This is a genomic window from Streptomyces paromomycinus (assembly GCF_003865155.1).
GTDB lineage: Bacteria > Actinomycetota > Actinomycetes > Streptomycetales > Streptomycetaceae > Streptomyces > Streptomyces chrestomyceticus.
Window position 1 is genome coordinate 7,064,071 of sequence record NZ_BHZD01000001.1, and the last position, 23,101, is coordinate 7,087,171.

Genomic DNA, 23,101 nt, shown 5'->3' on the forward strand with positions numbered 1-23,101 from the left:
GTGCCTGCCGGTGCCGCGGCCCCGGTTCAGGCGAGGCGGATCTCGACCGGGCCGGCCGATCCGCCCCGCACCGTGACCGCGGTCCCGGCGACCTGGGACACACCGCCCCGCTCCGACCGGCACTCGACGGTGTAGCCGCCGTCGGTGCCGGCGGCGAGGGTGAAGCGCCCCTCGTCGTCCGTGAGCGCGGCCACGTCCGGGAAGGACCCGGGGCCCGCGGCGAAATACACCCGGGCGTCCGGGACGGGCCGGCCGTCCGCGTCCACCACGACTCCGGAGATCACCGCCATACCGGGACCTTTCGTTTCTGTTGCCGGATGCCTACGGCCGGTCGGTCACGCCTTCCACGCCACGTAGTTGTTGTACACCGGCGTGGTGATCCGCGTGCCCGAGTTGGTGACCGCGCCGCCGTACGCGTGGATCGCGATGCCGTAGCGGCCGCCGTTGTAGAAGTGGTAGACGGAGCTGCCGCTCTGGCCGCCCGCCGTGTCGATGTCGTAGTACACCTTGCGCGGACCGACGGAGGCGACGCCGCGCGCGTCGTACCACTGCGTGCCGGCCGGCTTGTCGCCCGGGTACCCGGAGATGTTGCCGACGGTCTTGAGCAGGTCGGCGTCGGACCACACGCCGAAGCCGAACCAGCCGGTGGTGTTGCCCAGGTTGTTGGGCAGGATGATGGCGCCGTAGTCGTAGTTCTCGTCGCCGTTGTTGGCCCAGCCGTTGACGGTGCGGAAGCTGGTGCTGGTGACGACGCCGTACGGGAGGGTGTTGCCGTTGCGGCCCGGCATCACGTTGATGCTCTTGACCCAGCCGTCGCGCCCGGCGACGCCGCTGTTCTTGATGTAGACGACGTGCCCGGCGGTGGCCAGCGTGTGCGGGCCGATGAACCAGCCGGTGCCGATCCAGCGGGAGTTGTCCGCCGCGGTGATCAGCAGCGAGCAGTGCACCCGCCACGGGTACACGGACGTGTCGGTGATCTGCACCCGGTCGTCCGGGCCGTGCACGGTCTCGGCGGCGACCGGGGGCGGGCCGAAGGACGCCTCGCCGATGTCCGGCAGCACCGCGGTCGGCGGCTGCCAGAGCTGCTCGGGCGAGCCCTCGGGACGGTTGTAGCCGCGTACGTTCTCCAGGCCGTCGGCCGTCGCCCTGGCCGCGTCGCCCTGCGGCCCCTCGGACGGCTGCTGTACGGCCAACTCCTCAGCGGTGAAGACGACTTGCTGTTCCTCCGGCTCGTTCGAGACGGCGGTGTGGAACTCGATCGGCATTGCTGGTCACCGGGCCTCTCGGGTCTCGCGGTGCACTGTGGGAGTTCTCCTCGAAGGAGTCCTCTCCTTGTACTGCGGTCCCGGGAGCCGGACAACGAAAGATGCGGCGAATTCTTGCGGATGGCCCTCTGCTACGTCATCTGTCCCGAACTGCCCCGCCATCAGCACGAGATTCCCACCGAAAACGGGACGCCCCGGCCACAGAGAACTTCCGCATGGAGAACGGGCACGGCCGGACCTTGCGGGCCGGTGCGTGGCGCGCCACGACGCGCGCGACGTGCGCGCGCGGGCGCGGGGTGCGCGGATGCGGGAGGGCCAGGATGTGGCGTGCGGGACAGTCCGGAGCCAGGGGGGCGTGCCGGCCTCGCGCGACACGCCGCCGTACGGAGGCGCCCTTGCGCGGCCGGGCACACTGGCGGGCATGACGACGACCTTGCGCATCGGACTCCTCGGCACCGGCCCCTGGGCACAGCGCGTCCACGCCCCCGCCCTCGCCGCCCACTCCGGCGTCTCCTTCACGGGTGTCTGGGGACGCCGCCCGGAAGCCGCCGCCGAACTGGCCGCGAGCCACGGCGCCCGCCCGTACGCGACCCCCGAGGACCTGTTCGCCGACACCGACGCCGTCGCCGTCGCGCTGCCGCCCTCCGTCCAGGCGGACCTCGCCGTACGGGCCGCCGAAGCCGGCCGGCACCTGCTCCTGGACAAGCCCGTCGCCACCACCGTCGCCGAAGCGCGCGCGGTGGCCGACGCCGCCGACCGCGCAGGCGTCGCCTCCGTCGTGTTCTTCACCGCGCGCTTCGGCGTCGCGGAGGGGGAGTGGACAGACCGGGCGGCCGCGGCCGGTGGCTGGTTCACCGCGCACGCCGACTGGCTCGGCTCGGTCTTCGCCGCCGACAGCGACAGCCCGTACGTGGATTCCCCGTGGCGCCGCGAGAAGGGCGCCCTGTGGGACGTCGGCCCGCACGTGCTGTCCCTCCTGCTGCCCGTCCTCGGGGACGCGGAACACGTCACGGCCGCCCTGGGCCCCGGCGACACCGTGCTGCTCACGCTGCGGCACGCGGGCGGCGCGGCCAGTTCGGCGACCGTCAGCCTGACCGCCCCGCGCGCGGCCTCCGGAGTCTCCGTCACGCTGCACGGCACCTCGGGCACCATCTCGCTCCCGGGCCGCCAGGACGGCCCGGACGTGGCGTACGAGCGCGCTGTGGACGCGCTGCTCAGCGCCGTACGCACCGGTGAACGGCACCCGTGCGACGTACGGTTCGGACTGCGGGTGACGGAGGTGCTGGCGGCGGCAGAGGCGTCGTTGGGGGCGGGGTCGGGGAGCTCCTGAGGGGCGGGGGAAGGGCCGCGGGGTTCCTGAGGGGCCAGGGAGAGCCCGGGGGTTCCTGAGTGGCGGGTGCGGGCGGCCCGGTGCCCCTCACTTGATCAGCGCGTTCGCCACCGCGATCAGCAGCCCGAGCGCGGCGTCGGCCACCCCGATGAGCGCGGCCCCGCGCCGGCGGTAGCCCATCCGCAACGCGGCGGCCGTACCCCAGCCGAACAGCAGCGTCGCGTTGAGCGCCAGCCCGGCCGCCGTGGTGGGCCCTTCGGGCCAGCCCCAGCCCCCGGCGGCCAGCAGCAGCACCACGGTGGGCAGCGAGGCGACGACGAGCGGCCACTCGTCGATCAGCCGGTGCCCCAGCGCGTACCAGCGGTGGCCCGCGCTGTTGCCGCGGTGGGTGGACATGTGGTGGGCGTAGCCGTGGGCGAGCGCCGCGGTGGCGGCCGTGACCAGGACCCACAGCGCGTCGTACACGGGCGTGAACGGCGTTCCCTCGCTCTGCAGGGCCGCCAGCAGCGCACTGGCGAGCACCGTTCCGTACACGCCTCCGAACAGCATGTTGGAACGCACGAAAGGCTCTCTTCCCGCGACAACGCGATAGGGAATCGGAGTGACGAGCCGTCCACGCTAATCAGCGGGCCCGCTCCTTTCCTCACCGTAACGGGGGAGAAAGAAATGGCCGAAGGTATGACAACGCGTGGCGACGGCGCATTTCCGTACCGCCGCGGACGCCGGACGGCCCGCGCACACGGCGCGTATCCATCCGCCCCGCACCCCCCTCTCCCTTATGCCTCCCCGGCTATCGCCACATGCCGGAATTGGTCTTGGAAGGCATGAGAGATCCTGCCTAACGTCGTGCTCGCGCCCTTCGCGCTCCCTACCCGCACGCATTTCCCATCCGTACGCACTCCGCGCCGCACCCGCGCCGCGCGCCGGTGCGCCGTACGACAAGGAGGCGCTGCTCATGGCGGCGTTCACGAGTTACGTCGAAAACATCCTCCAGGAGCTGGCGGACCACCCGGAACGCCGGGTGCTGACCACCTCCGAGGGGCGGGACATCACCGCCGCGGAGTTCCACGACAGCGTGCACCGCACGGCGGCGGAACTGGCCGGCCGCGGCATCGGGCGCGGCCACACCGTCTCGATGCTGTCCGGCAACCGGCCGGAAGCCCTGACCGCCCGGTACGCGGTCAACCTGCTGGGCGCCAGGATCGTCCTGCTGTACGAGGGCCAGGCCCCGGAAACCCAGGCGCGCGTCGTGGAGAGCGCCGAGACCGTCCTGCTCCTCGTCGGTCCGGAATCGGCCAAGCCCGCCGCGGAACTGCTGGCCCATCTGGACGGCGCCGCGCCGGACGTCCTGCTGCTCGCCCCCGGCGGTCCCGGCGACTTCGCCGGCCTGGACGCCGAGGACCTGACCGCCGCGGCCGCCGCCCGTCCCTCGGGCCGTACGGTCGAGAGCGCGGCCCGCCCCGACGACGACTGGTGCGTCCGCTACACGGGCGGCACGACCGGCGTCCCCAAGGGCATCCAGATGGCGCACCGCCCGTACGCGCAGGCGGTCGCGTACCCCTTCGCGTCCGCCGGCGACCCGCCCCGCCTGCTCGTCTGCACCTCGCTCGCCCACCTGGCGGGACAGCTGTCCGACATGACCCTGGCCGCCGGGGGCAGCATCGTCCTCCAGGACGGCTTCGACGCCGGTGCGGTCCTCGCCGCGGTCGCCCGGGAACGCATCACCCACATGTGGCTGCTGCCGCCCCTCCTCTACCACCTGCTCGACCACCCCGACCTGGCTGCCACCGACCTCAGCAGCCTCACCCGCATCACCTACGGCGGCTGCCCGGCCTCCCCGTCCCGGCTGCGGCAGGGCCTGGACGTCCTCGGCCCGGTCCTCTACGGCTGGTACGGCCAGTCCGAGGCTCTGCTGCTCACCGAGATGAGCCCCGAGGAGCACGGCAGGACCGGGCAGGGCGGCCAGATCACCGTCGGCCGGCCCGTACCCGGCGTGACCGTCGAGATCCGCGACGAGGACGGCCACCGCCTCCCGCCGGACACCGGCGGCGAGGTGTACGTCCGCTCCGAGGGCATGATGACCGGCTACTGGAAGAAGCCCGAACTGACCGCACAGGTCATCCGCGACGGCTGGGTACGCACCGGCGACGTCGGCTACCTGGACGACGCGGGCTACCTCTATCTGATGGACCGGGTCAAGGACATGATCATCGTGGTGGGCGGACACGTCTACCCGGGTGAGCTGGAGGACCTGCTGCACACCCACCCGGACGTCGCGCACTGCGCGGTCTTCGGCGTCCGCACCGCCGACGAGGTGGAAGAGGTGCACGTCGCCGTCGTCCCCGCGCCGGGGCGCACGGTCGACCCCGCCGCGATCACCGCATTCGTGGTGACGCACAAGGGCGCGATGTACGCGCCGCGCGGTGTGCACCAGGTGGACACGATCCCGCTCACGTCCGTCGGCAAGCCGGACAAGAAGCGGTTGAAGGCGGAGGTGGGGGAGGGGTAGCGGGGCTGGGGTCGGAGTCGGGGCCGGGGTCGGCGGCGGGGGCGGGGCGCGGCAGCCGGGGCCGGAGTCGGGGCCGGAGTCGGGGCCGGGCCCGGGGACGGAGCCGGGGCCCGGCATCCGTCATCAATTCCTCACACAATGCGAGACACGACATCACGAACAGCACGCACCATGGTCAGCCCCTGCCCCCGCCGTACGCTTTCGACGAGCGTCCGCCCGGCCCCCGCTTCGGAGAACCCGCCCCATGACCCGAGTGCTGCTCATCGAGGACGACCCCGCCGTACGCAAGGGCGTCCACCTCGCCCTGCGCCGGCGCGGGCACGAGGTCGAGACGGCGGCCAGCGGCGAGACCGGACTCCTCGCGCTGGACCGCTTCCGGCCGGAGCTGGTGCTGCTGGACCTGATGCTGCCCGGCATGAGCGGCCTGGAGGTGTGCCGCCGCATCCGTGAGACGCAGCAGATCCCGATCATCATCCTCTCCGCGCGCGGCGACGACATCGACATGGTGGTGGGGCTGGAGGCCGGCGCGGACGACTACGTGGTCAAACCCGCCGGGGGCGAGGTGCTCCAGGCGCGGATGCGGGCGGTGCTGCGGCGGGTGGCGGGGGAGGGGCGCGGAGACGGGACACGGCAGGCGGATGCCGTGGCCGCCGCTGCACCGCCCCGCTCCTCCGCCACGACGTACGGCGCGCTGACCATCGACCGCGCTGCCCTCCTGGTCAGCAAGAACGGCCATGCACTCGTACTCGCCCCCTCCGAACTGAAGCTGCTGCTCTTCCTCTCCGACGCGCCCGGCCAGGTCTTCAGCCGCCAGCAGCTCCTCGAACAGGTCTGGGAGCACAGCTTCTACGGGGACGTACGGCTGGTGGACGCGTGCGTGATGCGGCTGCGCGCCAAGATCGAGGACGATTCGCGCGCGCCCACGTACGTCCAGACGGTCCGGGGGTTCGGCTACCGCTTCGGACCGCTGTGAGCACCGGACCGTCCCGGCGCGGAACCACACCGGTACGGGGCAGGGAGCGGCTGACCGCCGCGTACACCCGGTTGCGCGGGCTGCGCACCCGCCTCGTCGTCGGCTTCCTCGTCGTCTCCGCGCTCAGCGCGCTGATCACCGCGGCGCTCACCTTCCGGCAGGCCCGTACGGCGATCCTGGCCCGCACGCAGAACACCGCCGTGCACGACCTGCGCGCCCAGCTGCAGTCCCTCGGCCCCGACCTGCCCTTCCCGCCGCAACGCGAGGACCTGCAGAACCTCGTCGTCCAGCTCGACCGGGCGGGCGGCTCCCGGAACTGGCACACGTACGCGCAGTACGAGGACGGGCCGGTGGCGCCGGGGCCGTGGGGCGCGGAGGGCGGCCAGGCGGGGCGCGGGGAAGGCGGGGCGGCCGCGGGCGGGGCGCGGGCGTCCGGGAGCGCGGTCACCGACGGCCTGCGTACCGCCGTACGGGAGCACCACGCGCCCATCTTCCAGCGCGTCGACCGGGGCGGGCGGCCCTGGCTCGCGATCGGCATGCCGGTGGACTTCACGGACCCGGGCGCCCCTGGACGCGGATCCGAGACAGCCGGCTCACCCGGCGCACCCGCCCCCTCATCATCTCCCTCCCCCTCCCCCTCCTCGCCCTCACCCGCCCCCTCCGGCACCCCCAAGCCCTCCGGCCTCATCGTCTACGCCGAGTTCGCCCTCGCCGAGGAGCAGGCCGACGTCTCCGCCCTGGTCACCGCCGCCCAGGCCGGCGCACTGCCCGCGCTCGCGCTGGCCGTCGTCCCCGCGCTGTTCGCCGCCCGCCGGGTCCTGCGGCCGGTACGCCGTCTGCGCGAAGCCGCCGAACGCATCACCTCCGGCGAACTGGACACCCGCTCCCCGGTGACCGGCCGCGACGAACTCGCCGACCTCACCGTCACCTTCAACGAGATGGCCCGCGCCCTGGAGAAGGACGACGCCGAACTGCGGCGCATGGAGGCCAACGCGCGGCGCTTCGCCGCCGACGTCTCCCACGAACTGCGCACCCCCCTGGCCGCCATGTCCGCCGTCACCGAGGTCCTGGACGAGGACGCCGCCCGGCTGAACCCGGACACCGCCGACGCGGTACGTCTCATCAGCGACGAGACCACCAAGCTCGCCCGCATGGTGGAAGACCTGATCGAGGTCTCGCGCTTCGACGCGGGCGCCGCCGACCTGCTCCTCGACGAGATCGACGTCGCCGTCGCCCTGCGCAAGACGCTCCAGCTGCGCGGCTGGCAGGGCCAGGTCGAGACCGCCCTCCCGGAGGGCCTGCGGGCCCGCTTCGACCCCCGCCGTATCGACGTGGTGGTGGCCAACCTGGTCGGCAACGCGCTGCGGCACGGCGGCGCCCCCGTACGGCTGACGGCGCACACGACGCCGGGACGGCTCCGTATCGACGTGGCCGACCAGGGGCCCGGCATCGACCCGGAGGCACTCCCGTACGTCTTCGACCGCTTCTACAAGGCCGACGCCGCCCGCGCCCGCTCCAGCGGCAGCGGTCTGGGCCTGGCCATCGCGATGGAGAACGTACGGCTGCACGGAGGCACGCTGCACGCGGCCAACGGGCCGGGCGGGGGAGCGGTCTTCACGGTGGAACTGCCACTGGACCCGCCAGCGCCCCGGGACACATCTGCCCCCACCCCTCCCGCCCCCGAGGACCGTTCATGAGGAGCCCGACCCGAGCGGCGTCGGCCACGGTCCCGGCCTCCTACCTGGCGCTCTTCGTCACGATCCTCCTCGTCCCGGCCCTCTTCCTCACCGGTTGCGGCATCGCTCCCACCGGCTACGTCCAGGCAGGCGCACCCGCCCAGGGCATCCGGCAGCCGGGCACCGACACCTACACCGCCCGGATCTTCTTTCTCTCCCCGCTCGGCATCCACGCCGCCGCCCGCCCGGCCGACGGCCCGGTCGGCCCCCAGGAGGCCCTGGACCTGCTGATGAAGGGGCCCACCGCCGCCGAACAGGCGCGCGGGCTGGTCAGCGTGGTGCCGCCGATGCCCGGCCGGCTCACCGCCGTCCCCGCGACCGGCGCGGTCAGCGTCCACCTGCCGACACCGGTGGCCCGGATGGAGGCGGCGGCGATCCACCAGATCGCGTGCACCGCGGCCCACGCCGCCATCCCCGGCGGCCGCCCGGCCACTCAGGTCGACGTCCGGATGTACGAGCCGGAGAGCCAGGGCCGCCCGTGGACGGTGCGCTGTTCCAGCAACGGACTCGCCCTGCCGGCCACCGGTCCCGACACCGCGCAGAACCCCACCCCGAGAGCCGACCCGGAATCCACTCCGTAAGCCTCCCCGTACACCTCCTCGGACGCCTCTACGAAAACCTCCCCGCCCTCCACCCCATGAGCCTCCCCGGCCCCCGGCCCCCCGCCCCCGAAGTACTCCCTGACCAGGCGGCTTTGTCAGTGGTCGGCACTAAAATCGGAGGCAGTAAGGAAGCAGTCCAGGACTGCTTCTCCGCTGTCCCAGGAGGTTGCCGATGGCCGTAGCCACACTGCCCACGAGCACCGCAGTCGCGAAGAAGAACACGCCGGCCACGAGGGCCGGGAAGGCCACGGCGTCCGCGTACGGAAAGACCGCCGCACGCCGGGCGGCCCGCCGTACGCCGATGGTCAAGAAGCCGCTGCCCGCCGGCCTCCCGCGCGAGTGGTACGAAGCCCACAACCGCCGCCTGAAAGCCATGCGCCTGGCGATAGCCCTGCTCGACGGCGGGGTCTACACCCCGGAGCGGGCCCGCAACCGCACCATCCGCACCACCGCGGCCCGGATCGGAGTGCACCCGCCCTCCAACACGACCTGCCGCCTGGTCCGTTCCCTGATCACTGAGAACGCCCGCTGAACCGGCAGGCGACGCGCCGCCGCCTGCGCGCGAACACGAGCGACGACTCCCACCGCCCCTGACCGCCCACGGCCGAGCATCCGCCGCGCACCCCCGACCTGCTCCGGACCTCCTTCGGCCCGGCTCCCGAGCCGCTGCCACTCCCTTCCCGCTCGACTCCTGACGTCCTGACCTGACCGGCCCCTCCCGGCCTGACCGGGAGGGGCCACAGCCATGCCTGAAACCACAGGTCAGCGATGCCGGCCCCGCACTTGTGCCGCCATCCCGTCGGCCGCCCGAGGCACAACCCGGGCCGCCGAAGTCCCCAACCCGGTGGGCCGACCACTCCACCCAGCGATCCCCGTACCACCCACCCCCGTACTGCCCTTCGCACCAACACCAATCCCAGCACCACCCCCAATACTGCCCCCGACCCCGTTCTCCCTCCGCGCCCCTGCTCCCCCCTTATGACGCCGCAGATCCTCCTCGCGATACCGACGGCACCCCTGGTGCCAGGTGAGAATCCCGGACATCCAGTTCTCCAGCTCCTTCACATACCCGTCCAGCAGCTCCCGCGCCTCGGCCGACAGATCGAAATCGTCGTACAGCACCGGAAGTTCGTCCGCCGCCACATGCTGGAACTCCCGCATGCGGGACGTCATGAGGTCATGGACGATCGCGAGGGCCGCCGGGTAGTCGCAGTCGAAGAAGTTCTGCACCACCAGAACCCCGTTGTGCACTTCGCCCTCGTACTCGATCTCCTTCTGGTACGAGAACACGTCGTTCAGCAGCGTCGCGTAGTCGACGGCCGCGTTCTCCAGGGAACGCATAGTTCCACTCCGGTACACCTCCTCCGGAACGCGCCGCCCGTGCCCGATACGGCTCAGACTCATCGTCATGTCGGAGCCGAACGTCGCCCGCCGCATCTCGATGTAGTCCACCGGGTCGGGAATGTGGTGCAGCGCCTGGTTCTCCAGCTCCCAGATCCACCCGGCCGTCATCACCTCGACGGAGTCCCGGAACAGCTGCCGCGCCGGGGCGTCCATCGGCTCCGTCGTACGACGCCACAGATCCGCCAGCCCGCGTTCCATCGCATTCGCCGGCTCCGGCGAGGCCGCGCCCTCCGCCGCGTCATCCACGGGCATGAACGCCGAAAGCCGCGCATTGCACGCCTTGGCCCCGGCGATGTCCCGCGTCGCCCCGAACACCACGGGGTAGTAATCGTCCCCGTACGTCCCCCAGGTCAGCCACTGCGACCCCAGGTCCAGTTCTTCCGGCGTCGCGTCGGGGTGCAGCCCGGCAGCGCACAGCGGAAAGTCGTAATCCGCGAGCTTCTCGGCGCTCCAGACGCCCGACAGCGGCACCCCCGCCTGCGGCCGCAGCATCCCCATCCGCTCCGCCCACTCCACCGCGTTCACCCGGGCACCGTCCAGATACGGGCTCAGCATCGTCGCGAACGGCATGTAGAAGTCCGGCAATCGCGAGGGACCCACCTTCCGGTACGGCTGATGCGTGAAATTCCGCAGCCGCTTGGCCCCCGTGACCGCCATCGCCCGCCGGACATCAACCCCCGAAGTCCCGACCCCTCCGCACGCAAACGGCGACCAGCCCCTCGCCCCTTCACCTACTCCCTCTCCGCCCCCATTCATGTACCGACTCGACCGCATGTGCCATTCATGCCCACCCGCCTGCCAGTCCTGCAGCCCCTTGGCATAAGCCAGCACATCCGCACACTCCCGCGGACTCAACCCCTTCTCCGCGAACAGCACCGGCAGCTCCGTCAGTACCGTGTTCTCGAACTGCTGGACCCGAGAGGTGATCAGATCATTGACGGCATCCGCCGCCTCCTGAGTGCCGCACCCGAGGAAATTCTCCAGCACCAGCACCCCATTGCTGAGTTCCCCTTCCTCCTCGGTCTCCCGCTGGTACGAGAACAGATCGTTCCGCAGATGCACCGCGTCCGAGAACGAATCCTTCAGCACCCGCAGCGGCCGCGACCGGGCAACCGTCGCCGGCACCTCGGCTCCCGCCGCGAACTCCACCAGCCCCGCCGACCACGGCGCACCGCCGACCTTCCGGCGCATCTCGATGTATTCGACGGGATTCGGCAACCGCCCCGCGTTGATGTTCGAAAGCTCCCACAGCGACTCGTTCAGCAGATGCTCGGTGTTCTCCCGGAACCGCGCCCGCCATGCCTCGGACATCGAAGGCACCGTCCGCGCCCACAGATCCGCCAGCCCCGCCTCCACCGGATTGGTGGGCTCCGGCACCGGCGTGCCCGGCTCCATCGGCATGAACAGCGGCAGCCGGTCCAGATACGCCTTCCCGCCGACCCGGTCCTGCGTCCGCTTGAACGCCTCCAGAAAATGATCGTCGAAGAAGAACACCCACACATACCAGTCCGTCACCAGGGACAGCACATCCGCCGAGCAATCCGGATGCGTGTACGCGCACAGCAACGCGTAATCATGCGCATCCAGATCTCCCTCCTCCCAGATCCCCGACCCCTCCAGCATCCCCATCCCGCGGGCCCACTCCTTCGAATGCCCACGAGCCTTCTCCAGATGCGTATTCAATCGCGCCGGATACGGCAGGTAGAACCCCGGCAATTCAAACGGCTGCCCGGCCACTGCAAAATCCTTTCGTCGACCAACTCTCCTCATCCAACAGGACGCGCGCCCCCACATCACGCAGGCAGGCCCCCACCCACCTCCCCACACCACCCGCCCAGCGGCCACAGCACTACCCACCCCACCCGCCACTTATCCACCCTCTTGACAGGCCGTAAGTACATATGATTCCGGCTGTACCGCCCGACAACCCCATCGCACGCATATCCGATTACCGTGCGATCGTCGGGGGAATTGCCGAAGCTCTACCGCCACGCCACCCACCCCCCTGTGCTCCGCCCGGCTGGAGCCGACTCCGGGCGGCGTAGTCTCGACATCGACCACCGACCACCGGAGTCAGCCGATGACATACGGACACGACTCGGACGCCGCCCCCCGCATCGGACGGAACATCGCCCGGGCCCGCAAAGCCCGTGGCCTGACACAGTCGCAGCTGGCTCAGCGCATCCCGTGCTCGAAGTCCCTGGTGGCGCAGGTGGAACGAGGCCACAAGCAGGCCTCGCCCTCCTTCACCGCCGGGGCCGCCCGGGCGTTGAACGTACGGCTGGGCCAGCTCACCGGCCAGCCCTACGAAGACCCCCACCGGGGACGCGTCCACACGACGATTCCCGGCATCCAACGCTCCATGCTGAGCTGGGACTTACCCGAAGAGGATCTGCCGGCCCGCTCCCTCGACGCGCTCGCCGCCGATGTCGCACGCGTCTCAGCCTTGGGCCGCAAGGCCCGGTACGGACAGCTCGGCGAAGCCCTTCCCGCGCTGCTCGACGAATTGTCGGCCGCCTGCCACACGGCGGACGGCGCGGACCGCCGACGAGGTTTCGGCCTGCTTGCCGAGGCGTACTCCAGCGTGACGGCCATCGCGTACGTACTCGGCCTCTTCGACCTGCGCTCCCAAGCCATGGACCGAGTCCAGTGGGCAGCGCGCGAGTCCGACGATCACCTGCGGATCGCCCGCACACAGTGGCAGCGCTCGACGCTGTTCCTCCAGGCCGCGGCGTACAGCCAAGGCAGGAAATTGCTGGACCGCGTACGTCATGACCTCGGCGAGGACATCGCGCACATGGACCCGGCCACGCTCAGCGTGCACGGCGCCTCCCACCTCCGCGCGGCGATATTCGCCGCACGAACCTCCGATGCGAGTGGCGCACAAGAACACCTGGACGCGGCCGCCGACGCCGCCAGGCTGCTGGGCGAGGACGCCAACCACTACGGCTTGGAGTTCGGACCGACCAACGTCGCGATACATCGCCTCGGTGTTGCTGTGGAGACGTACGACGGTCCCGAAGTCATTCGCCTGACGCGAATCACGCATCTGCCGAGCACGGTTGCGCCCGTAAGGGCCGGCCACTGGTACATCGACGCCGCAAAGGGATTGCTCGATCACGGACAGCGCGAAAAGGCATTCAGCGCTCTCCAGGCGGCACGACGAGTCGCACCGCAGCAGACGCGCAACCATCCGCAGGTGCGCGAGACGGTCCGGACCCTGATCGAACTGGAGCGCTACAGCAAACACGCACTCTCCGGCTTCGCCGCATGGGCCAGCATCACCTGATGTTTCACAGCTCGTGAAACTCGGCAAGGGTCCGGCTGGCCACCATATGACTGACTGAACGTCACCTGTCACTTGGAGCTTGTATGCCTGACCCTGCCCATGACCGCAGCACACGTCAGCTCGTACGTGAGTGCTGCCGCTGCGAGCGCGTCACCGAGAGTCCCGTCCTCATTGCCATGGTCGAGGCAGCCAGTGGCCCGGGGTGGAACATCTTCGCGTGCCCCGACTGCGCACCCTCAGTTCCTTCTCAGCCGGAATCGGAGGTGGCTTGGTGAATACGCCTACGCCGCGCAGTCGCTCTATGGGCGACTGGGTGATCGGACGAGCCTCCGGCCGCGCAATCCGCCGCACCGAAGACGACTGCTTGGCCCTGCCCCTGTGCCTTTCCCGGGGCGATGCCGACGTGCTCGTCGAGCTCATCATGACGCCTGCCGAAAGCGAACTCTTGCACGCTGCCTTGTGTCACGCGCTCGACGGGCACCTACCACCCTTGGACGCCCCGGATTGCCGTAAGGGCGTGCAGCAAAACCTGTATCACCGATAGCCGTACACATGGTGGTGCCCCCGGCCACGTGGCCGGGGGTGAACTCCTTCGCCGCCCGGAGCCAGGAACCTCACTGTGCCCCAGACTCTGACCGGCGGCAAGAAGGCTGTCGCCGCACACAGAGTCTGGACGAAGAACCAGCGAGGGCCGCTACCCGAATGTGGAGTAGCGACCCTTGGCCTGGGATTACGTCAGGGAGCCGCCAGGGCGGCACCCATTCCGCAGTTCACGTCCTGCTTCCGGATCGTCTGCCCGGATTTCCCGACCCCGCCCTTTAGAGGTCGAAGTACAGCTCGAACTCGTGCGGGTGCGGGCGGAGCTGGATCGGGGCGATTTCGTTGGTGCGCTTGTAGTCGATCCAGGTTTCGATGAGGTCGGAGGTGAAGACGCCGCCCTGCTGGAGGTACTCGTTGTCGGCTTCCAGGGCGTCGAGGACGGCCGGGAGGCTGGTGGGGACCTGGGGGACGCCCGCGTGCTCCTCGGGGGCGAGCTCGTAGAGGTCCTTGTCGATCGGCTCGGCGGGCTCGATCTTGTTCTTGACGCCGTCCAGGCCCGCGAGGAGGAGGGCGGAGAAGGCGAGGTACGGGTTCGAGGACGGGTCCGGGGCGCGGAACTCGACGCGCTTGGCCTTCGGGTTGGAGCCCGTGATCGGGATGCGCATCGCGGCGGAGCGGTTGCGCTGCGAGTAGACCAGGTTGACCGGGGCCTCGAAGCCGGGGACCAGGCGGTGGTAGGAGTTCACCGTCGGGTTGGTGAAGGCGAGGAGCGAGGGGGCGTGCTTGAGGATGCCGCCGATGTAGTAGCGGGCGGTGTCCGAGAGGCCCGCGTAGCCCTGCTCGTCGTAGAAGAGAGGCTCGCCGCCGGTCCACAGGGACTGGTGGACGTGCATGCCGGAGCCGTTGTCGCCGAAGATCGGCTTGGGCATGAAGGTGGCGGTCTTGCCGTTGCGCCAGGCGACGTTCTTCACGATGTACTTGAAGAGCATCAGGTCGTCGGCGGCGGCGAGGAGCGTGTTGAACTTGTAGTTGATCTCCGCCTGGCCGGCCGTGCCGACCTCGTGGTGCTGGCGCTCGACCTTCAGGCCGGCCGCGTCGAGCTCCAGGGAGATCTCGGCGCGCAGGTCGGCGAAGTGGTCGACCGGGGGAGCCGGGAAGTAGCCGCCCTTGTAGCGGACCTTGTAACCGCGGTTGTTGACCTCGGAGCCGGTGTTCCAGGCGCCGGCCTCGGAGTCGATGTGGTAGAAGGACTGGTTCGCCGACGTCTCGAAGCGGACGTTGTCGAAGACGTAGAACTCCGCCTCCGGGCCGAAGAACGCGGTGTCGGCGATGCCGGTGGAGGCGAGGTACGCCTCGGCCTTCTTCGCCACGTTGCGCGGGTCACGGCTGTACTGCTCGCCGGTGATCGGGTCGTGGATGAAGAAGTTGATGTTGAGGGTCTTGTCGCGGCGGAACGGGTCCACGCGGGCGGTGGAGAGGTCGGCGCGCAGGGCCATGTCGGACTCGTGGATGGCCTGGAAGCCACGGATCGAGGAGCCGTCGAAGGCGAGCTCCTCGGTCGGGTCGAACGCCTCCGCCGGAACCGTGAAGTGCTGCATCACACCGGGCAGGTCGCAGAACCGGACGTCGACGAACTTGACGTCCTCGTCCGCGATGAACTTCTTGGCCTCATCGGCGTTCTGGAACATCCAACTCCTCCTAGCCCGGTCACCGGCGGTCGGCGGACGCGGGATTGCTACGCGGAGCGCACCATGTGCGGTGGCGCGCTTGCCCGACCATAGGCAGGCGGGATTTCCCAAGCATGACCCATTTGTTTCGCCGAGGTTAACCGCCGCGCGGCCCGCCCGGGGAGGTGATGTGCGGGGGAAAGGGCGGTGGAATTGATCATTCCGGCGAGGCGCGGCATCCGGCTGAGCACGGCCGCGTGCGGTGAGAAGAGGGCGGGGCCGGGCGGAGCCGAAAGCGTCGCGCCGTGTGGCGGGGGTGTCGCGCGACGGCCCCCGGCAGGGCCCCCGGCGCCCTCGGCGGCGCCCCGCGAGCGGGCGAACGTATGCGGTCGCAGTACCGTGGACGGGTGGACAACAGGCAAGCAATCGGATCGTGGATCTCCGGGCCTCGCGCGGCGGCCGAGGACATGGGTGTCGAGTTCGGCTACCGCGGACAGCAGCTCGGGCTGCCCGAGGAGGGACCGGGCTCGATCGCGCGTCCCGGCCGGCGCTTCGCCGCCCTCTTCATCGACTGGGCCCTGTGCACGCTCGTCGCGTACGGGCTGCTCAGCCACGGCCGGGCCGAGTCGACGAGCAACTGGGCGCTGGCCGTCTTCGTGGTGCTCAGCGTGCTGACGGTCGGGACGGTGGGCTTCACGCCGGGCAAGCGGCTGCTGGGCCTGCGGGTGGTCGCGGAGGGCGGCGGACGGCTGCCCCTGCTGCGCGTGGTGCTGCGGACGGTGCTGCTGGCCGTGGTCATCCCGGCGGTCATCTGGGACCGCGACGGCCGCGGCCTCCACGACCGGCTGGCCCGCGCCATACAGGTTCGGATCTGAGGCGAGACGAGGTGGGCGAGAACGTACGGGCTGCACGGCGCGTAGACGTCGTGGGCGTACGGGCGCGCGCTCGTAGAGATGTAGAGGCGTAGGGACGGGCTGTACGGGCTGTACGGGCTATACAGGCTGTGTGGTCTTTGTGGGGCGTACGCGGGGTGCACGGCCACCCCGGCGGCCTCCCCGAAGACCTCCCGAAATCCCGAGGGGCCCAGGACCACCAGGTCCTGGGCCCCTCGGCCGTTCCGGTGACGCAGCCGCGCGTCACACGCGCGGTCGCGCCTCAGCGCATCTTGCCACCGCCGCCCTTCGGCATCCGCATGCCCTTCGGCATCGGCCCCTTCGGCACCGGCATGTTGCTCATCAGGTCGCCGAGCGCGCGCAGGCGGTCGTTGGTGGCCGTGACCTGGGCGCCGGGCAGGGTGCGCGGGAGCTTCAGGAGAGTTGTACGGATCTTCTTGAGCGGGACCTCGCCCTCGCCGTCGCCGACCACGAAGTCGTGGACCGGGGCGTCGGCGACGATCCGGGCCATCCGCTTCTTCTCGGCGGCCAGCAGGCCGCGTACGCGGTTCGGGTTGCCCTCGCCGACGAGGACGATGCCCGCCTTGCCGACGGCGCGGTGCACGACGTCCTGCTGGCGGTTCATCGCCACCGCCGGGGTGACGGTCCAGCCGCGGCCCACGTTGTCCAGTACGGCCGCCGCCGCGCCGGGCTGGCCCTCCATCTGTCCGAAGGCGGCCCGCTCGGCACGGCGGCCGAAGATGATCGCCATCGCGAGGAAGGCCAGGACGAATCCCAGGATGCCCAGGTAGACGGGGTGGCCGATCAGGAAGCCGAGGACGAGGAGAACGCCGAAAACGACGATGCCCACGCCGGCGACGACAAGACCGACCTTGGGGTCGACCCGACGGGTCATCTTGTAGGTCTGGGCGATCTGCTTCAGTCGCCCGGGGTTCGCAGCGCCCTCAGCGCTGTCTGCTTTTGCCTTCCTCGCCATGGGGCGCAGTTTACGTGGCGTTCGGACCCTCGGTCGCCGCGGCCTCCAGTACGTGCTGGGCCTCGCGCCGGTCCCTGGCGCGGCGGCGGTCCTCCAGCACCGATGTCCACGCGTTCCGGCGGGCGGTGCGCTGGCCTCCGCGCAGCAGTACGGACTCCACCGCGCGCAAGGCATCGGTGACCGACGGGAGGGGGAGAACGGCGGTGGCGCGAGCGGGCGCGGCCTGCATGGCGGGTTCCCCTTCTGGAGGAATGGTGGACGCGTTCTGTGAAGCCATCGTTACAGATCGGTGTTACCAACTGATGACCCGCCGGTCAAACACCGATGAAACGTTGACGCGGCCCGCACCGCCCCTGCCTGGGGAGGTACGGGCCGCGTCATGACACTCTGTGCCACGTTTCACAGTCCGGTCCATGGGCCGAACGGCCCTGGGAGGGGCGGACGAGCCCCGTGAGGGTCAGACGGCCTGCGCCGACTCCTCGACCTGGCGGCGCTCGATCGCCTGCTGGTACAGCCGGCCGGCGCGGTAGGAGGAGCGGACCAGCGGACCGGACATGACGCCGGCGTAACCGATCTCCTCGGCCTCTTCCTTCAGCTCCACGAACTCGGCGGGCTTGACCCAGCGCTCGATGGGGTGGTGCCGCACCGACGGACGCAGGTACTGCGTGATGGTGATCAGCTCGCAGCCCGCGTCGTGCAGGTCCTGGAGCGCCTGGCTGATCTCCGCGCGCTCCTCGCCCATGCCCAGGATCAGGTTGGACTTGGTGACCAGCCCGGCCTCGCGGGCCTTGGTGATGACTTCGAGGGACCGCTCGTAACGGAAGCCGGGGCGGATCCGCTTGAAGATCCGCGGCACCGTCTCGACGTTGTGCGCGAGCACCTCGGGGCGCGCGGAGAAGACCTCGGCGAGCTGCTCGGGGACCGCGTTGAAGTCGGGGATGAGCAGTTCGACGCCGGTGTCGGGCATCGCGGCGTGGATCTGGCGGACGGTCTCCGCGTACAGCCAGGCGCCGCCGTCGTCCAGGTCGTCGCGCGCGACGCCGGTGATGGTGGCGTACTTCAGTCCCATGGTCCGGACGGATTCGGCCACCCGGCGCGGCTCGTCGCGGTCCAGTTCCTGCGGCTTGCCGGTGTCGATCTGGCAGAAGTCGCAGCGGCGGGTGCACTGGTCACCGCCGATGAGGAAGGTCGCCTCGCGGTCCTCCCAGCATTCGTAGATGTTGGGACAGCCTGCCTCCTGGCAGACCGTGTGCAGGCCCTCCTTCTTGACCAGGCCCTGCAGGTGGTTGTACTCGGGGCCCATTTTCGCCCGGGTCTTGATCCACTCGGGCTTGCGCTCGATGGGGGTCTGGCTGTTCCGGACCTCCAGGCGCAACATCTTGCGTCCGTCGGGTGCGACAGCGGACACGTCCGGCTCCCTACGACTTCGTTTCTTCGGCGTACACCAGGGTACGCCCGTCAATTCGCACGTCTTTACGTGCAGGCCAACCCCGTATGGCAGGGGGGCATTCCGCGCGGTCGGTTTCACCGGTCCGCAGAGGCCGTACCGGCCGGTCCCGGGAGACCGGCGCGGCCGGTCCGTGGACCGGCTCAGACCGCCCGGGGGAGCAGCACGGCGTTCTCCAGCACGTCGCGCAGGTGCTTCTGGACGACGGGCAGGACGTCGGCGATGGTGATCTCCCGGCCGAGTTCGCCCGCGAGGGAGGTCACCCCGGCGTCCCGGATGCCGCAGGGCACGATCTTGTCGAACGAGGTGTTGTCCGGGTTCACGTTGATCGCGAAGCCGTGCATCGTGACGCCCTTGGCGACGCGGATGCCGATCGCGGCCAGTTTCCGGTCCTCGCGGCGCTGGCCGGCGTTGGACGGGGCGTACTCCGGGCCGTTCAGCCGGGGGTCGAACTCCTCGTCGGCCGTACGGGGGTCGAAGTCGAGGGAGAGGCCGCCCAGGTCGGGGCGGTCGGCGACCGGGTCGCCCAGCACCCACACGCCGCTGCGGCCCTCGACCCGGGTGGTCTCCACGCCGAACTCGGCGCAGGTGCGGATGATGGCCTCTTCGAGACGCCGTACGTGGGCGACGACGTCGACCGGGCGCGGAAGCTTCTGGATCGGGTAGCCGACCAGCTGGCCCGGACCGTGCCAGGTGATCTTTCCGCCGCGGTCGACGTCGATGACCGGAGTGCCGTCCAGGGGGCGCTCACTGTCGTCCGTGCGCCGGCCCGCCGTGTAGACGGGCGGGTGCTCCAGCAGCAGGCAGGTGTCCGGGATCTCGTCGGCGAACCGGGCGGCGTGCACCCTGCGCTGCTCCTGCCAGGCCGTCTCGTAATCGACGGCGTCGGCGCCGAAGCCCAGCTGTTCAAATCGCAGCCCCTCGGGTACGGGGGTGTCCCCCGAGAGATCGCAGTCACGGCAGCTCCTCTTCGAACTTTGATACGTCCTTCGCGCCCACGCCAACTGTACGGCGGGGGCGGACGGTGCCCGCACGCGCCCGGGGCGGGCGTCTGATGCGCGGGCGCGCGGGAGTGCTTCGTGAGCCCCGGGGCACTCCCGGGGCCGCCGTTGCGGAACCGGGGCGGGGCCGCCCGGACACGCGTGGAGGGCAGTGCGAGCCCTGCTCACACGATCGGATGAACGCGTGGCGAAGGCGGCGAGAAACCCGCTGAAGGCCGTTACATTCACGCCGTTCCACGAGGGCAGGGAGCAGCGCCGGACAGGGTCAGCCGAACCCGGGCCGCTCGGCCCGGAAGGCAGGAGACCGGTAAAGCTGATGACGGAACGACCCCCACAGCGCACGCCCAACCGACAGCTCGCCGCGCTCATCGCGGAGGCGGGATTCTCCAACGCCGGGCTGGCCCGCCGGGTCGACCAGCTCGGCCTGGAGCACGGGCTCGACCTCCGGTACGACAAGACGTCGGTGACGCGCTGGCTACGCGGGCAGCAGCCCAGAGGCACCACGCCCGCACTGATCGCCGAGGTCTTCACGCGCAGACTGGGACGCCGGCTGTCGGCCCAGGATCTCGGCCTGGACGCCTGCGCGCCGGTGTACGCCGGGCTGGAGTTCGCGTCCACGCCGAGCGAGGCGGTGGACATCGTCAGCGGTCTGTGGCGCAAGGACTCCGGCAGCCACGCGGAGCTGCGCAAGATCGCCTTCACCCCGGCCGGGCTGGTGGTGCCCAGCCGCGACTGGCTGATCGGACGGGCCGACGAGCGGGTCGCGCACGGTGACGCGGCCGAGCCCGCGGGCCGGCTGACCACACCGGGCCGGATGCAGGTGTCGGTGCCCCGGCAGCGGCAGATGGACCGGGCCGGCCACGACCGCGCAGGCCATCCCGAACGGGCGGAGCGCGCGGGAGCCGCCGAACGCGCCGGGCGTACGGAGCGCCCCGAGCGCACGGAACGCTCCGACCGGGCGCACGCCTACCGGGTGTCCGCCGGTGACATCAAGGCGCTCCGGTCGGTCGGCGAACTGTTCCGGGCGCTGGACCACGCGTACGGCGGCGGGCACGCGCGCCAGGCCCTGGTGCGCTACCTGGAGCACGAGGTCGAACCGATGCTCCGCGGCACGTACGGCGAGGCGGCCGGGCGGCGGCTGTTCGCGGCCGCCGCCGACCTGACGAGGCTGGCCGGCTGGACGTCGTACGACATCGCCGCGCACGGCCTGGCGCAGCGCTACTTCGTCCAGGCGCTGCGGCTGGCGCAGGCGGCCGGGGACCGCGCGTACGGCGCGTACGTCCTGGTGACCATGAGCCGGCAGGCCGTCTACCTGGGGCACGGGCGGGAGGCCGTCCAGCTGGCCCGGGTCGCCCAGCAGGGCGTCGGCAGCAACGCGCCGCCCGTCGTCCAGGCCCTGCTGCACTCGGCGGAGGCGCGCGGCCACGGCGTACTGACCGAGGTACGGGCGTGCACGGCCTCGCTCGCGCGGGCGGAACGGGCGCTGGAGACGGCGCGCCCCGGGGACGACACGCCCTACTGGGCGCGGTTCTTCGACGAGGCGCAGCTCGCCGACGAGCTGGCGCACTGCCACCGCGACCTCCAGCAGTTCCGGGCGGCCGCGCAGCACGCGGAGCGCTCGCTCCAGCTGCGGGGCGCCGGGTTCGCCCGCAGCCGGCTGTTCTGCCGGGTGGTGCTGGCGACGGCGCGGCTCGGCCTGGGCGAGCTGGAGCAGGCGTGCGCGCTGGGCGCGGAGGCGGCGCTCCAGGCGTCCGAGATGCGGTCCGTACGGGCACACGAGTACGTCCGCGAGTTCGAGCGCCGGCTGGAGCCGTACCGGGACGCGGCGGCGGTGCGGGGGTACCGGGACCGGGTGGCGGCCATGAAGGGGTGACGGGCGGGAGCCGGGTGGGGACCGGTGGGGCGGGGCGCGGCCTGCTCCACCGGCGTGGTAGGCCCGGCCGGGCCCTGTGGGTGTGTGTGGCCCGGCCGGTCGGTGGGTCAGGGGCGGTGGGTCAGGGTCGGTGGGTCAGGTTTGCGGGCAGGGTCAGGCCGCTGCGGACAGTTCGCAGGGCTCGCGGAACGGGGGCAGGCGGAGGTCGTCGAGGGCGGCGCGGGCGGCCCGGCGGCCGGAGCGCAGGGCGCCCTGGACGGTGCCGGTGTCCCGGTGGTCGCCGCACACGTACAGCCCGGCCAGCAGCCGGACCGACCGTTCCGGGTCGTGCGGTACGGGCATGGCCGGCACCGCCTCCGGGTCGTGGTGGGCGGCCAGCAGCTCCCAGGCGTCGGTGGACGTGCCGTAGATCCGGTCGAGCTGGGGCCGGACCGTCTTGTCCAGCGCGCGGGCGGGCAGCGTCGCCGGGGCACCCAGCACGGTCGTGGTGATCAGGGCGCGGCCCGCGGGGGCGCGGGACGGGTCGGTCTCGCTGGCGACGTAGGTGTGCGCGACCGGGCCGTCGGCGGGCAGGAAGAACACCGGTTCGCGGACCGGGGGACTGTCAGTGGTGTGGTGCACGATGGTGACCGGGTGGAAATCGGGGATGCGCAGCCCCGGGAGCAGCTCTGCCGCGTCGCGCGCTCCGGTGGCCACGAGCACCGAGCGGCAGGGGAACCGCCCGTGGCCGGCGGTGGTGACGCTGGTGGTCGAGACGGAGACGGCGCGTACGGAGGTGCGCACGGTGCCGGGGGGAAGGGAGGCGGCGAGGAGTTCGGGCAGCGCCGAGGCGCCGCCGGCGGGCAGGCACAGCCGGCCGCGGGCGAAGGCGCGCAGGGCCTGGGCGGCGCTGCGGCTGGAGCCGGAGAGCCCGGGATCGCAGAGGAGGGCGGACAGGAGGGGGCGCAGGAACCCGTCGGGGATGTACGGCGGGAAGGGCGGCCGGGCGGCCAGCGCCTGGGCGACCGGGCGGTCGGCGCGCCGCTCGGAGCGCGAAAGGGCGCGCGCGGCGGAAAGTGCGCCCCTTGTGCTCCGGGGAGCACCGACGCGGTGCGTCCGCTGACCGTTGTGGAGGCAGAGCCCGGGGGAGAAGTGACGCAGGACCAAGCCGTTGAGGCCGGGGGTGGTGCGCAGTTCGGGGTACGAGGTGACGAACAGTTGGCCGGTGCGGTCCAGCCGGAAGCCGTCCAGATGGTCGGTGGTGGTCCGGCCGCCGGTGTGCGGGGCGGCCTCCAGCACGGTGACCGTGGCTCCCGCGCTGGTCAGATGGTGGGCGGCGGCGAGGCCGGCGAGGCCGGCCCCGACGATGACGACGTCCACGGTCGATGCGGTGCGCAGCACGTGCCCTCCCGAGGTCGGTCCCGGTGCCGGCGCTGAGGGGCTCCTGCCCCGAACCGGCGCGCGGGATGCCGAGTTCGTGAGGTTGGAACCATAAGAAACCCCGCGGCGGGGGCGCGATCGCGCGTAGACCGCGCACGGGCGCACGATGCGGCACGGAGTGCCGCGAGGGGGCGGGAGGGTGCTGTTCGTTGCCGGGTGACATGCCGTCGGCGGTGC

General features: G+C 71.3%; 20 protein-coding genes. 10 read left to right on the forward strand and 10 right to left on the reverse strand.

The window, feature by feature from the left end:
* Nucleotides 1–26: 26 nt before the first annotated feature.
* Together OEIGOIKO_RS30470 and OEIGOIKO_RS30475 are read right to left on the reverse strand one after the other, a co-directional pair.
* Nucleotides 27–290: a carboxypeptidase-like regulatory domain-containing protein gene (locus OEIGOIKO_RS30470; protein ID WP_125056732.1), complete on the reverse strand. Its 264-nt coding sequence runs from the start codon at nt 288–290 to the stop codon at nt 27–29.
* Between the two features lie 45 nt (nt 291–335).
* Nucleotides 336–1,265 (reverse strand): trypsin-like serine peptidase, encoded by a 930-nt coding sequence (locus OEIGOIKO_RS30475; protein ID WP_125056733.1) that lies wholly within the window; start codon nt 1,263–1,265, stop codon nt 336–338.
* A 421-nt stretch (nt 1,266–1,686) separates the two neighbouring features.
* Here OEIGOIKO_RS30475 and OEIGOIKO_RS30480 point away from each other — a divergent pair, with 421 nt between their 5' ends.
* The gene (locus OEIGOIKO_RS30480; protein WP_174857243.1) at nt 1,687–2,595 is read left to right on the forward strand and encodes a Gfo/Idh/MocA family protein; all 909 of its coding nucleotides are present in this window, start codon (nt 1,687–1,689) and stop codon (nt 2,593–2,595) included.
* An 87-nt stretch (nt 2,596–2,682) separates the two neighbouring features.
* On the opposite strand, the gene OEIGOIKO_RS30485 is transcribed toward OEIGOIKO_RS30480, so the two are convergent.
* A complete protein-coding gene (locus OEIGOIKO_RS30485; RefSeq protein ID WP_125056734.1) occupies nt 2,683–3,156 on the reverse strand; it encodes a hypothetical protein in 474 nt (157 codons plus the stop codon).
* 394 nt (nt 3,157–3,550) lie between these two features.
* Between OEIGOIKO_RS30485 and OEIGOIKO_RS30490 the strand changes: the two genes are divergently transcribed.
* The 5 genes from OEIGOIKO_RS30490 to OEIGOIKO_RS43170 all read left to right on the forward strand — a co-directional run bounded on the left by OEIGOIKO_RS30490 (nt 3,551) and on the right by OEIGOIKO_RS43170 (nt 8,947).
* Nucleotides 3,551–5,104, forward strand: a complete 1,554-nt coding sequence (locus OEIGOIKO_RS30490) for an AMP-binding protein (protein WP_125056735.1) — start codon at nt 3,551–3,553, stop codon at nt 5,102–5,104.
* Nucleotides 5,105–5,348: 244 nt separating this feature from the next.
* Complete coding sequence (locus tag OEIGOIKO_RS30495; RefSeq protein WP_125056736.1) at nt 5,349–6,077, forward strand: response regulator transcription factor; 729 nt, start codon at nt 5,349–5,351, stop codon at nt 6,075–6,077.
* Nucleotides 6,074–7,774: a sensor histidine kinase gene (locus OEIGOIKO_RS30500; protein WP_125056737.1), complete on the forward strand. Its 1,701-nt coding sequence runs from the start codon at nt 6,074–6,076 to the stop codon at nt 7,772–7,774. Before OEIGOIKO_RS30495 ends, OEIGOIKO_RS30500 begins: the two co-directional genes overlap by 4 nt.
* Nucleotides 7,771–8,394 carry a hypothetical protein gene (locus OEIGOIKO_RS30505; protein WP_246177635.1) on the forward strand — a complete coding sequence of 208 codons (624 nt, stop codon included), beginning with the start codon at nt 7,771–7,773 and terminating at the stop codon, nt 8,392–8,394. Before OEIGOIKO_RS30500 ends, OEIGOIKO_RS30505 begins: the two co-directional genes overlap by 4 nt.
* Before the next feature lie 193 nt (nt 8,395–8,587).
* Nucleotides 8,588–8,947 carry a hypothetical protein gene (locus tag OEIGOIKO_RS43170; protein ID WP_246177638.1) on the forward strand — a complete coding sequence of 120 codons (360 nt, stop codon included), beginning with the start codon at nt 8,588–8,590 and terminating at the stop codon, nt 8,945–8,947.
* Nucleotides 8,948–9,177: 230 nt separating this feature from the next.
* On the opposite strand, the gene OEIGOIKO_RS30515 is transcribed toward OEIGOIKO_RS43170, so the two are convergent.
* Nucleotides 9,178–11,556: a terpene synthase family protein gene (locus OEIGOIKO_RS30515; RefSeq protein WP_359875052.1), complete on the reverse strand. Its 2,379-nt coding sequence runs from the start codon at nt 11,554–11,556 to the stop codon at nt 9,178–9,180.
* A gap of 343 nt (nt 11,557–11,899) precedes the next feature.
* Between OEIGOIKO_RS30515 and OEIGOIKO_RS30520 the strand changes: the two genes are divergently transcribed.
* Together OEIGOIKO_RS30520 and OEIGOIKO_RS30530 are read left to right on the forward strand one after the other, a co-directional pair.
* A complete protein-coding gene (locus OEIGOIKO_RS30520) occupies nt 11,900–13,108 on the forward strand; it encodes a helix-turn-helix domain-containing protein (RefSeq protein WP_125056739.1) in 1,209 nt (402 codons plus the stop codon).
* 301 nt (nt 13,109–13,409) lie between these two features.
* Nucleotides 13,410–13,652, forward strand: a complete 243-nt coding sequence (locus OEIGOIKO_RS30530) for a hypothetical protein (RefSeq protein WP_125056741.1) — start codon at nt 13,410–13,412, stop codon at nt 13,650–13,652.
* A gap of 274 nt (nt 13,653–13,926) precedes the next feature.
* Here the strand turns inward: OEIGOIKO_RS30530 and glnA are convergent, their stop codons facing one another.
* A complete protein-coding gene (gene glnA / locus OEIGOIKO_RS30535) occupies nt 13,927–15,336 on the reverse strand; it encodes a type I glutamate--ammonia ligase (RefSeq protein WP_030022007.1) in 1,410 nt (469 codons plus the stop codon).
* A gap of 386 nt (nt 15,337–15,722) precedes the next feature.
* Between glnA and OEIGOIKO_RS30540 the strand changes: the two genes are divergently transcribed.
* Complete coding sequence (locus tag OEIGOIKO_RS30540) at nt 15,723–16,190, forward strand: RDD family protein (RefSeq protein WP_125056742.1); 468 nt, start codon at nt 15,723–15,725, stop codon at nt 16,188–16,190.
* A 280-nt stretch (nt 16,191–16,470) separates the two neighbouring features.
* Here the strand turns inward: OEIGOIKO_RS30540 and OEIGOIKO_RS30545 are convergent, their stop codons facing one another.
* The 4 genes from OEIGOIKO_RS30545 to lipB all read right to left on the reverse strand — a co-directional run bounded on the left by OEIGOIKO_RS30545 (nt 16,471) and on the right by lipB (nt 19,548).
* A complete protein-coding gene (locus OEIGOIKO_RS30545) occupies nt 16,471–17,184 on the reverse strand; it encodes a DUF4191 domain-containing protein (protein WP_125056743.1) in 714 nt (237 codons plus the stop codon).
* 10 nt (nt 17,185–17,194) lie between these two features.
* Entirely contained in the window at nt 17,195–17,413 is a 219-nt protein-coding gene (locus OEIGOIKO_RS30550; RefSeq protein ID WP_125056744.1) for an SCO2195 family GlnR-regulated protein, read from the reverse strand.
* Nucleotides 17,414–17,641: 228 nt separating this feature from the next.
* Entirely contained in the window at nt 17,642–18,592 is a 951-nt protein-coding gene (gene lipA, locus OEIGOIKO_RS30555; protein ID WP_125056745.1) for a lipoyl synthase, read from the reverse strand.
* A 182-nt stretch (nt 18,593–18,774) separates the two neighbouring features.
* Complete coding sequence (gene lipB / locus OEIGOIKO_RS30560) at nt 18,775–19,548, reverse strand: lipoyl(octanoyl) transferase LipB (RefSeq protein ID WP_125059168.1); 774 nt, start codon at nt 19,546–19,548, stop codon at nt 18,775–18,777.
* A 400-nt stretch (nt 19,549–19,948) separates the two neighbouring features.
* Here lipB and OEIGOIKO_RS30565 point away from each other — a divergent pair, with 400 nt between their 5' ends.
* Complete coding sequence (locus tag OEIGOIKO_RS30565; protein ID WP_125056746.1) at nt 19,949–21,505, forward strand: regulator; 1,557 nt, start codon at nt 19,949–19,951, stop codon at nt 21,503–21,505.
* 153 nt (nt 21,506–21,658) lie between these two features.
* Here OEIGOIKO_RS30565 and OEIGOIKO_RS30570 read toward each other — a convergent pair whose 3' ends face one another.
* Entirely contained in the window at nt 21,659–22,885 is a 1,227-nt protein-coding gene (locus OEIGOIKO_RS30570; RefSeq protein WP_125056747.1) for an FAD-dependent oxidoreductase, read from the reverse strand.
* Nucleotides 22,886–23,101 lie beyond the last annotated feature (216 nt).

Excerpts from the sequence above, each read along its gene's own strand:
- OEIGOIKO_RS30470 (WP_125056732.1), bottom strand. The coding sequence starts at position 290 with ATGGCGGTGATCTCCGGAGTCGTGGTGGACGCGGACGGCCGGCCCGTC.
- OEIGOIKO_RS30495 (WP_125056736.1), top strand. The coding sequence starts at position 5,349 with ATGACCCGAGTGCTGCTCATCGAGGACGACCCCGCCGTACGCAAGGGC.
- glnA (WP_030022007.1), bottom strand. The coding sequence starts at position 15,336 with ATGTTCCAGAACGCCGATGAGGCCAAGAAGTTCATCGCGGACGAGGAC.
- OEIGOIKO_RS30475 (WP_125056733.1), bottom strand. The coding sequence starts at position 1,265 with ATGCCGATCGAGTTCCACACCGCCGTCTCGAACGAGCCGGAGGAACAG.
- OEIGOIKO_RS30530 (WP_125056741.1), top strand. The coding sequence starts at position 13,410 with ATGGGCGACTGGGTGATCGGACGAGCCTCCGGCCGCGCAATCCGCCGC.
- OEIGOIKO_RS30480 (WP_174857243.1), top strand. The coding sequence starts at position 1,687 with ATGACGACGACCTTGCGCATCGGACTCCTCGGCACCGGCCCCTGGGCA.
- OEIGOIKO_RS30550 (WP_125056744.1), bottom strand. The coding sequence starts at position 17,413 with ATGCAGGCCGCGCCCGCTCGCGCCACCGCCGTTCTCCCCCTCCCGTCG.
- OEIGOIKO_RS30520 (WP_125056739.1), top strand. The coding sequence starts at position 11,900 with ATGACATACGGACACGACTCGGACGCCGCCCCCCGCATCGGACGGAAC.
- OEIGOIKO_RS43170 (WP_246177638.1), top strand. The coding sequence starts at position 8,588 with ATGGCCGTAGCCACACTGCCCACGAGCACCGCAGTCGCGAAGAAGAAC.
- OEIGOIKO_RS30490 (WP_125056735.1), top strand. The coding sequence starts at position 3,551 with ATGGCGGCGTTCACGAGTTACGTCGAAAACATCCTCCAGGAGCTGGCG.
- OEIGOIKO_RS30545 (WP_125056743.1), bottom strand. The coding sequence starts at position 17,184 with ATGGCGAGGAAGGCAAAAGCAGACAGCGCTGAGGGCGCTGCGAACCCC.
- OEIGOIKO_RS30565 (WP_125056746.1), top strand. The coding sequence starts at position 19,949 with ATGACGGAACGACCCCCACAGCGCACGCCCAACCGACAGCTCGCCGCG.
- OEIGOIKO_RS30505 (WP_246177635.1), top strand. The coding sequence starts at position 7,771 with ATGAGGAGCCCGACCCGAGCGGCGTCGGCCACGGTCCCGGCCTCCTAC.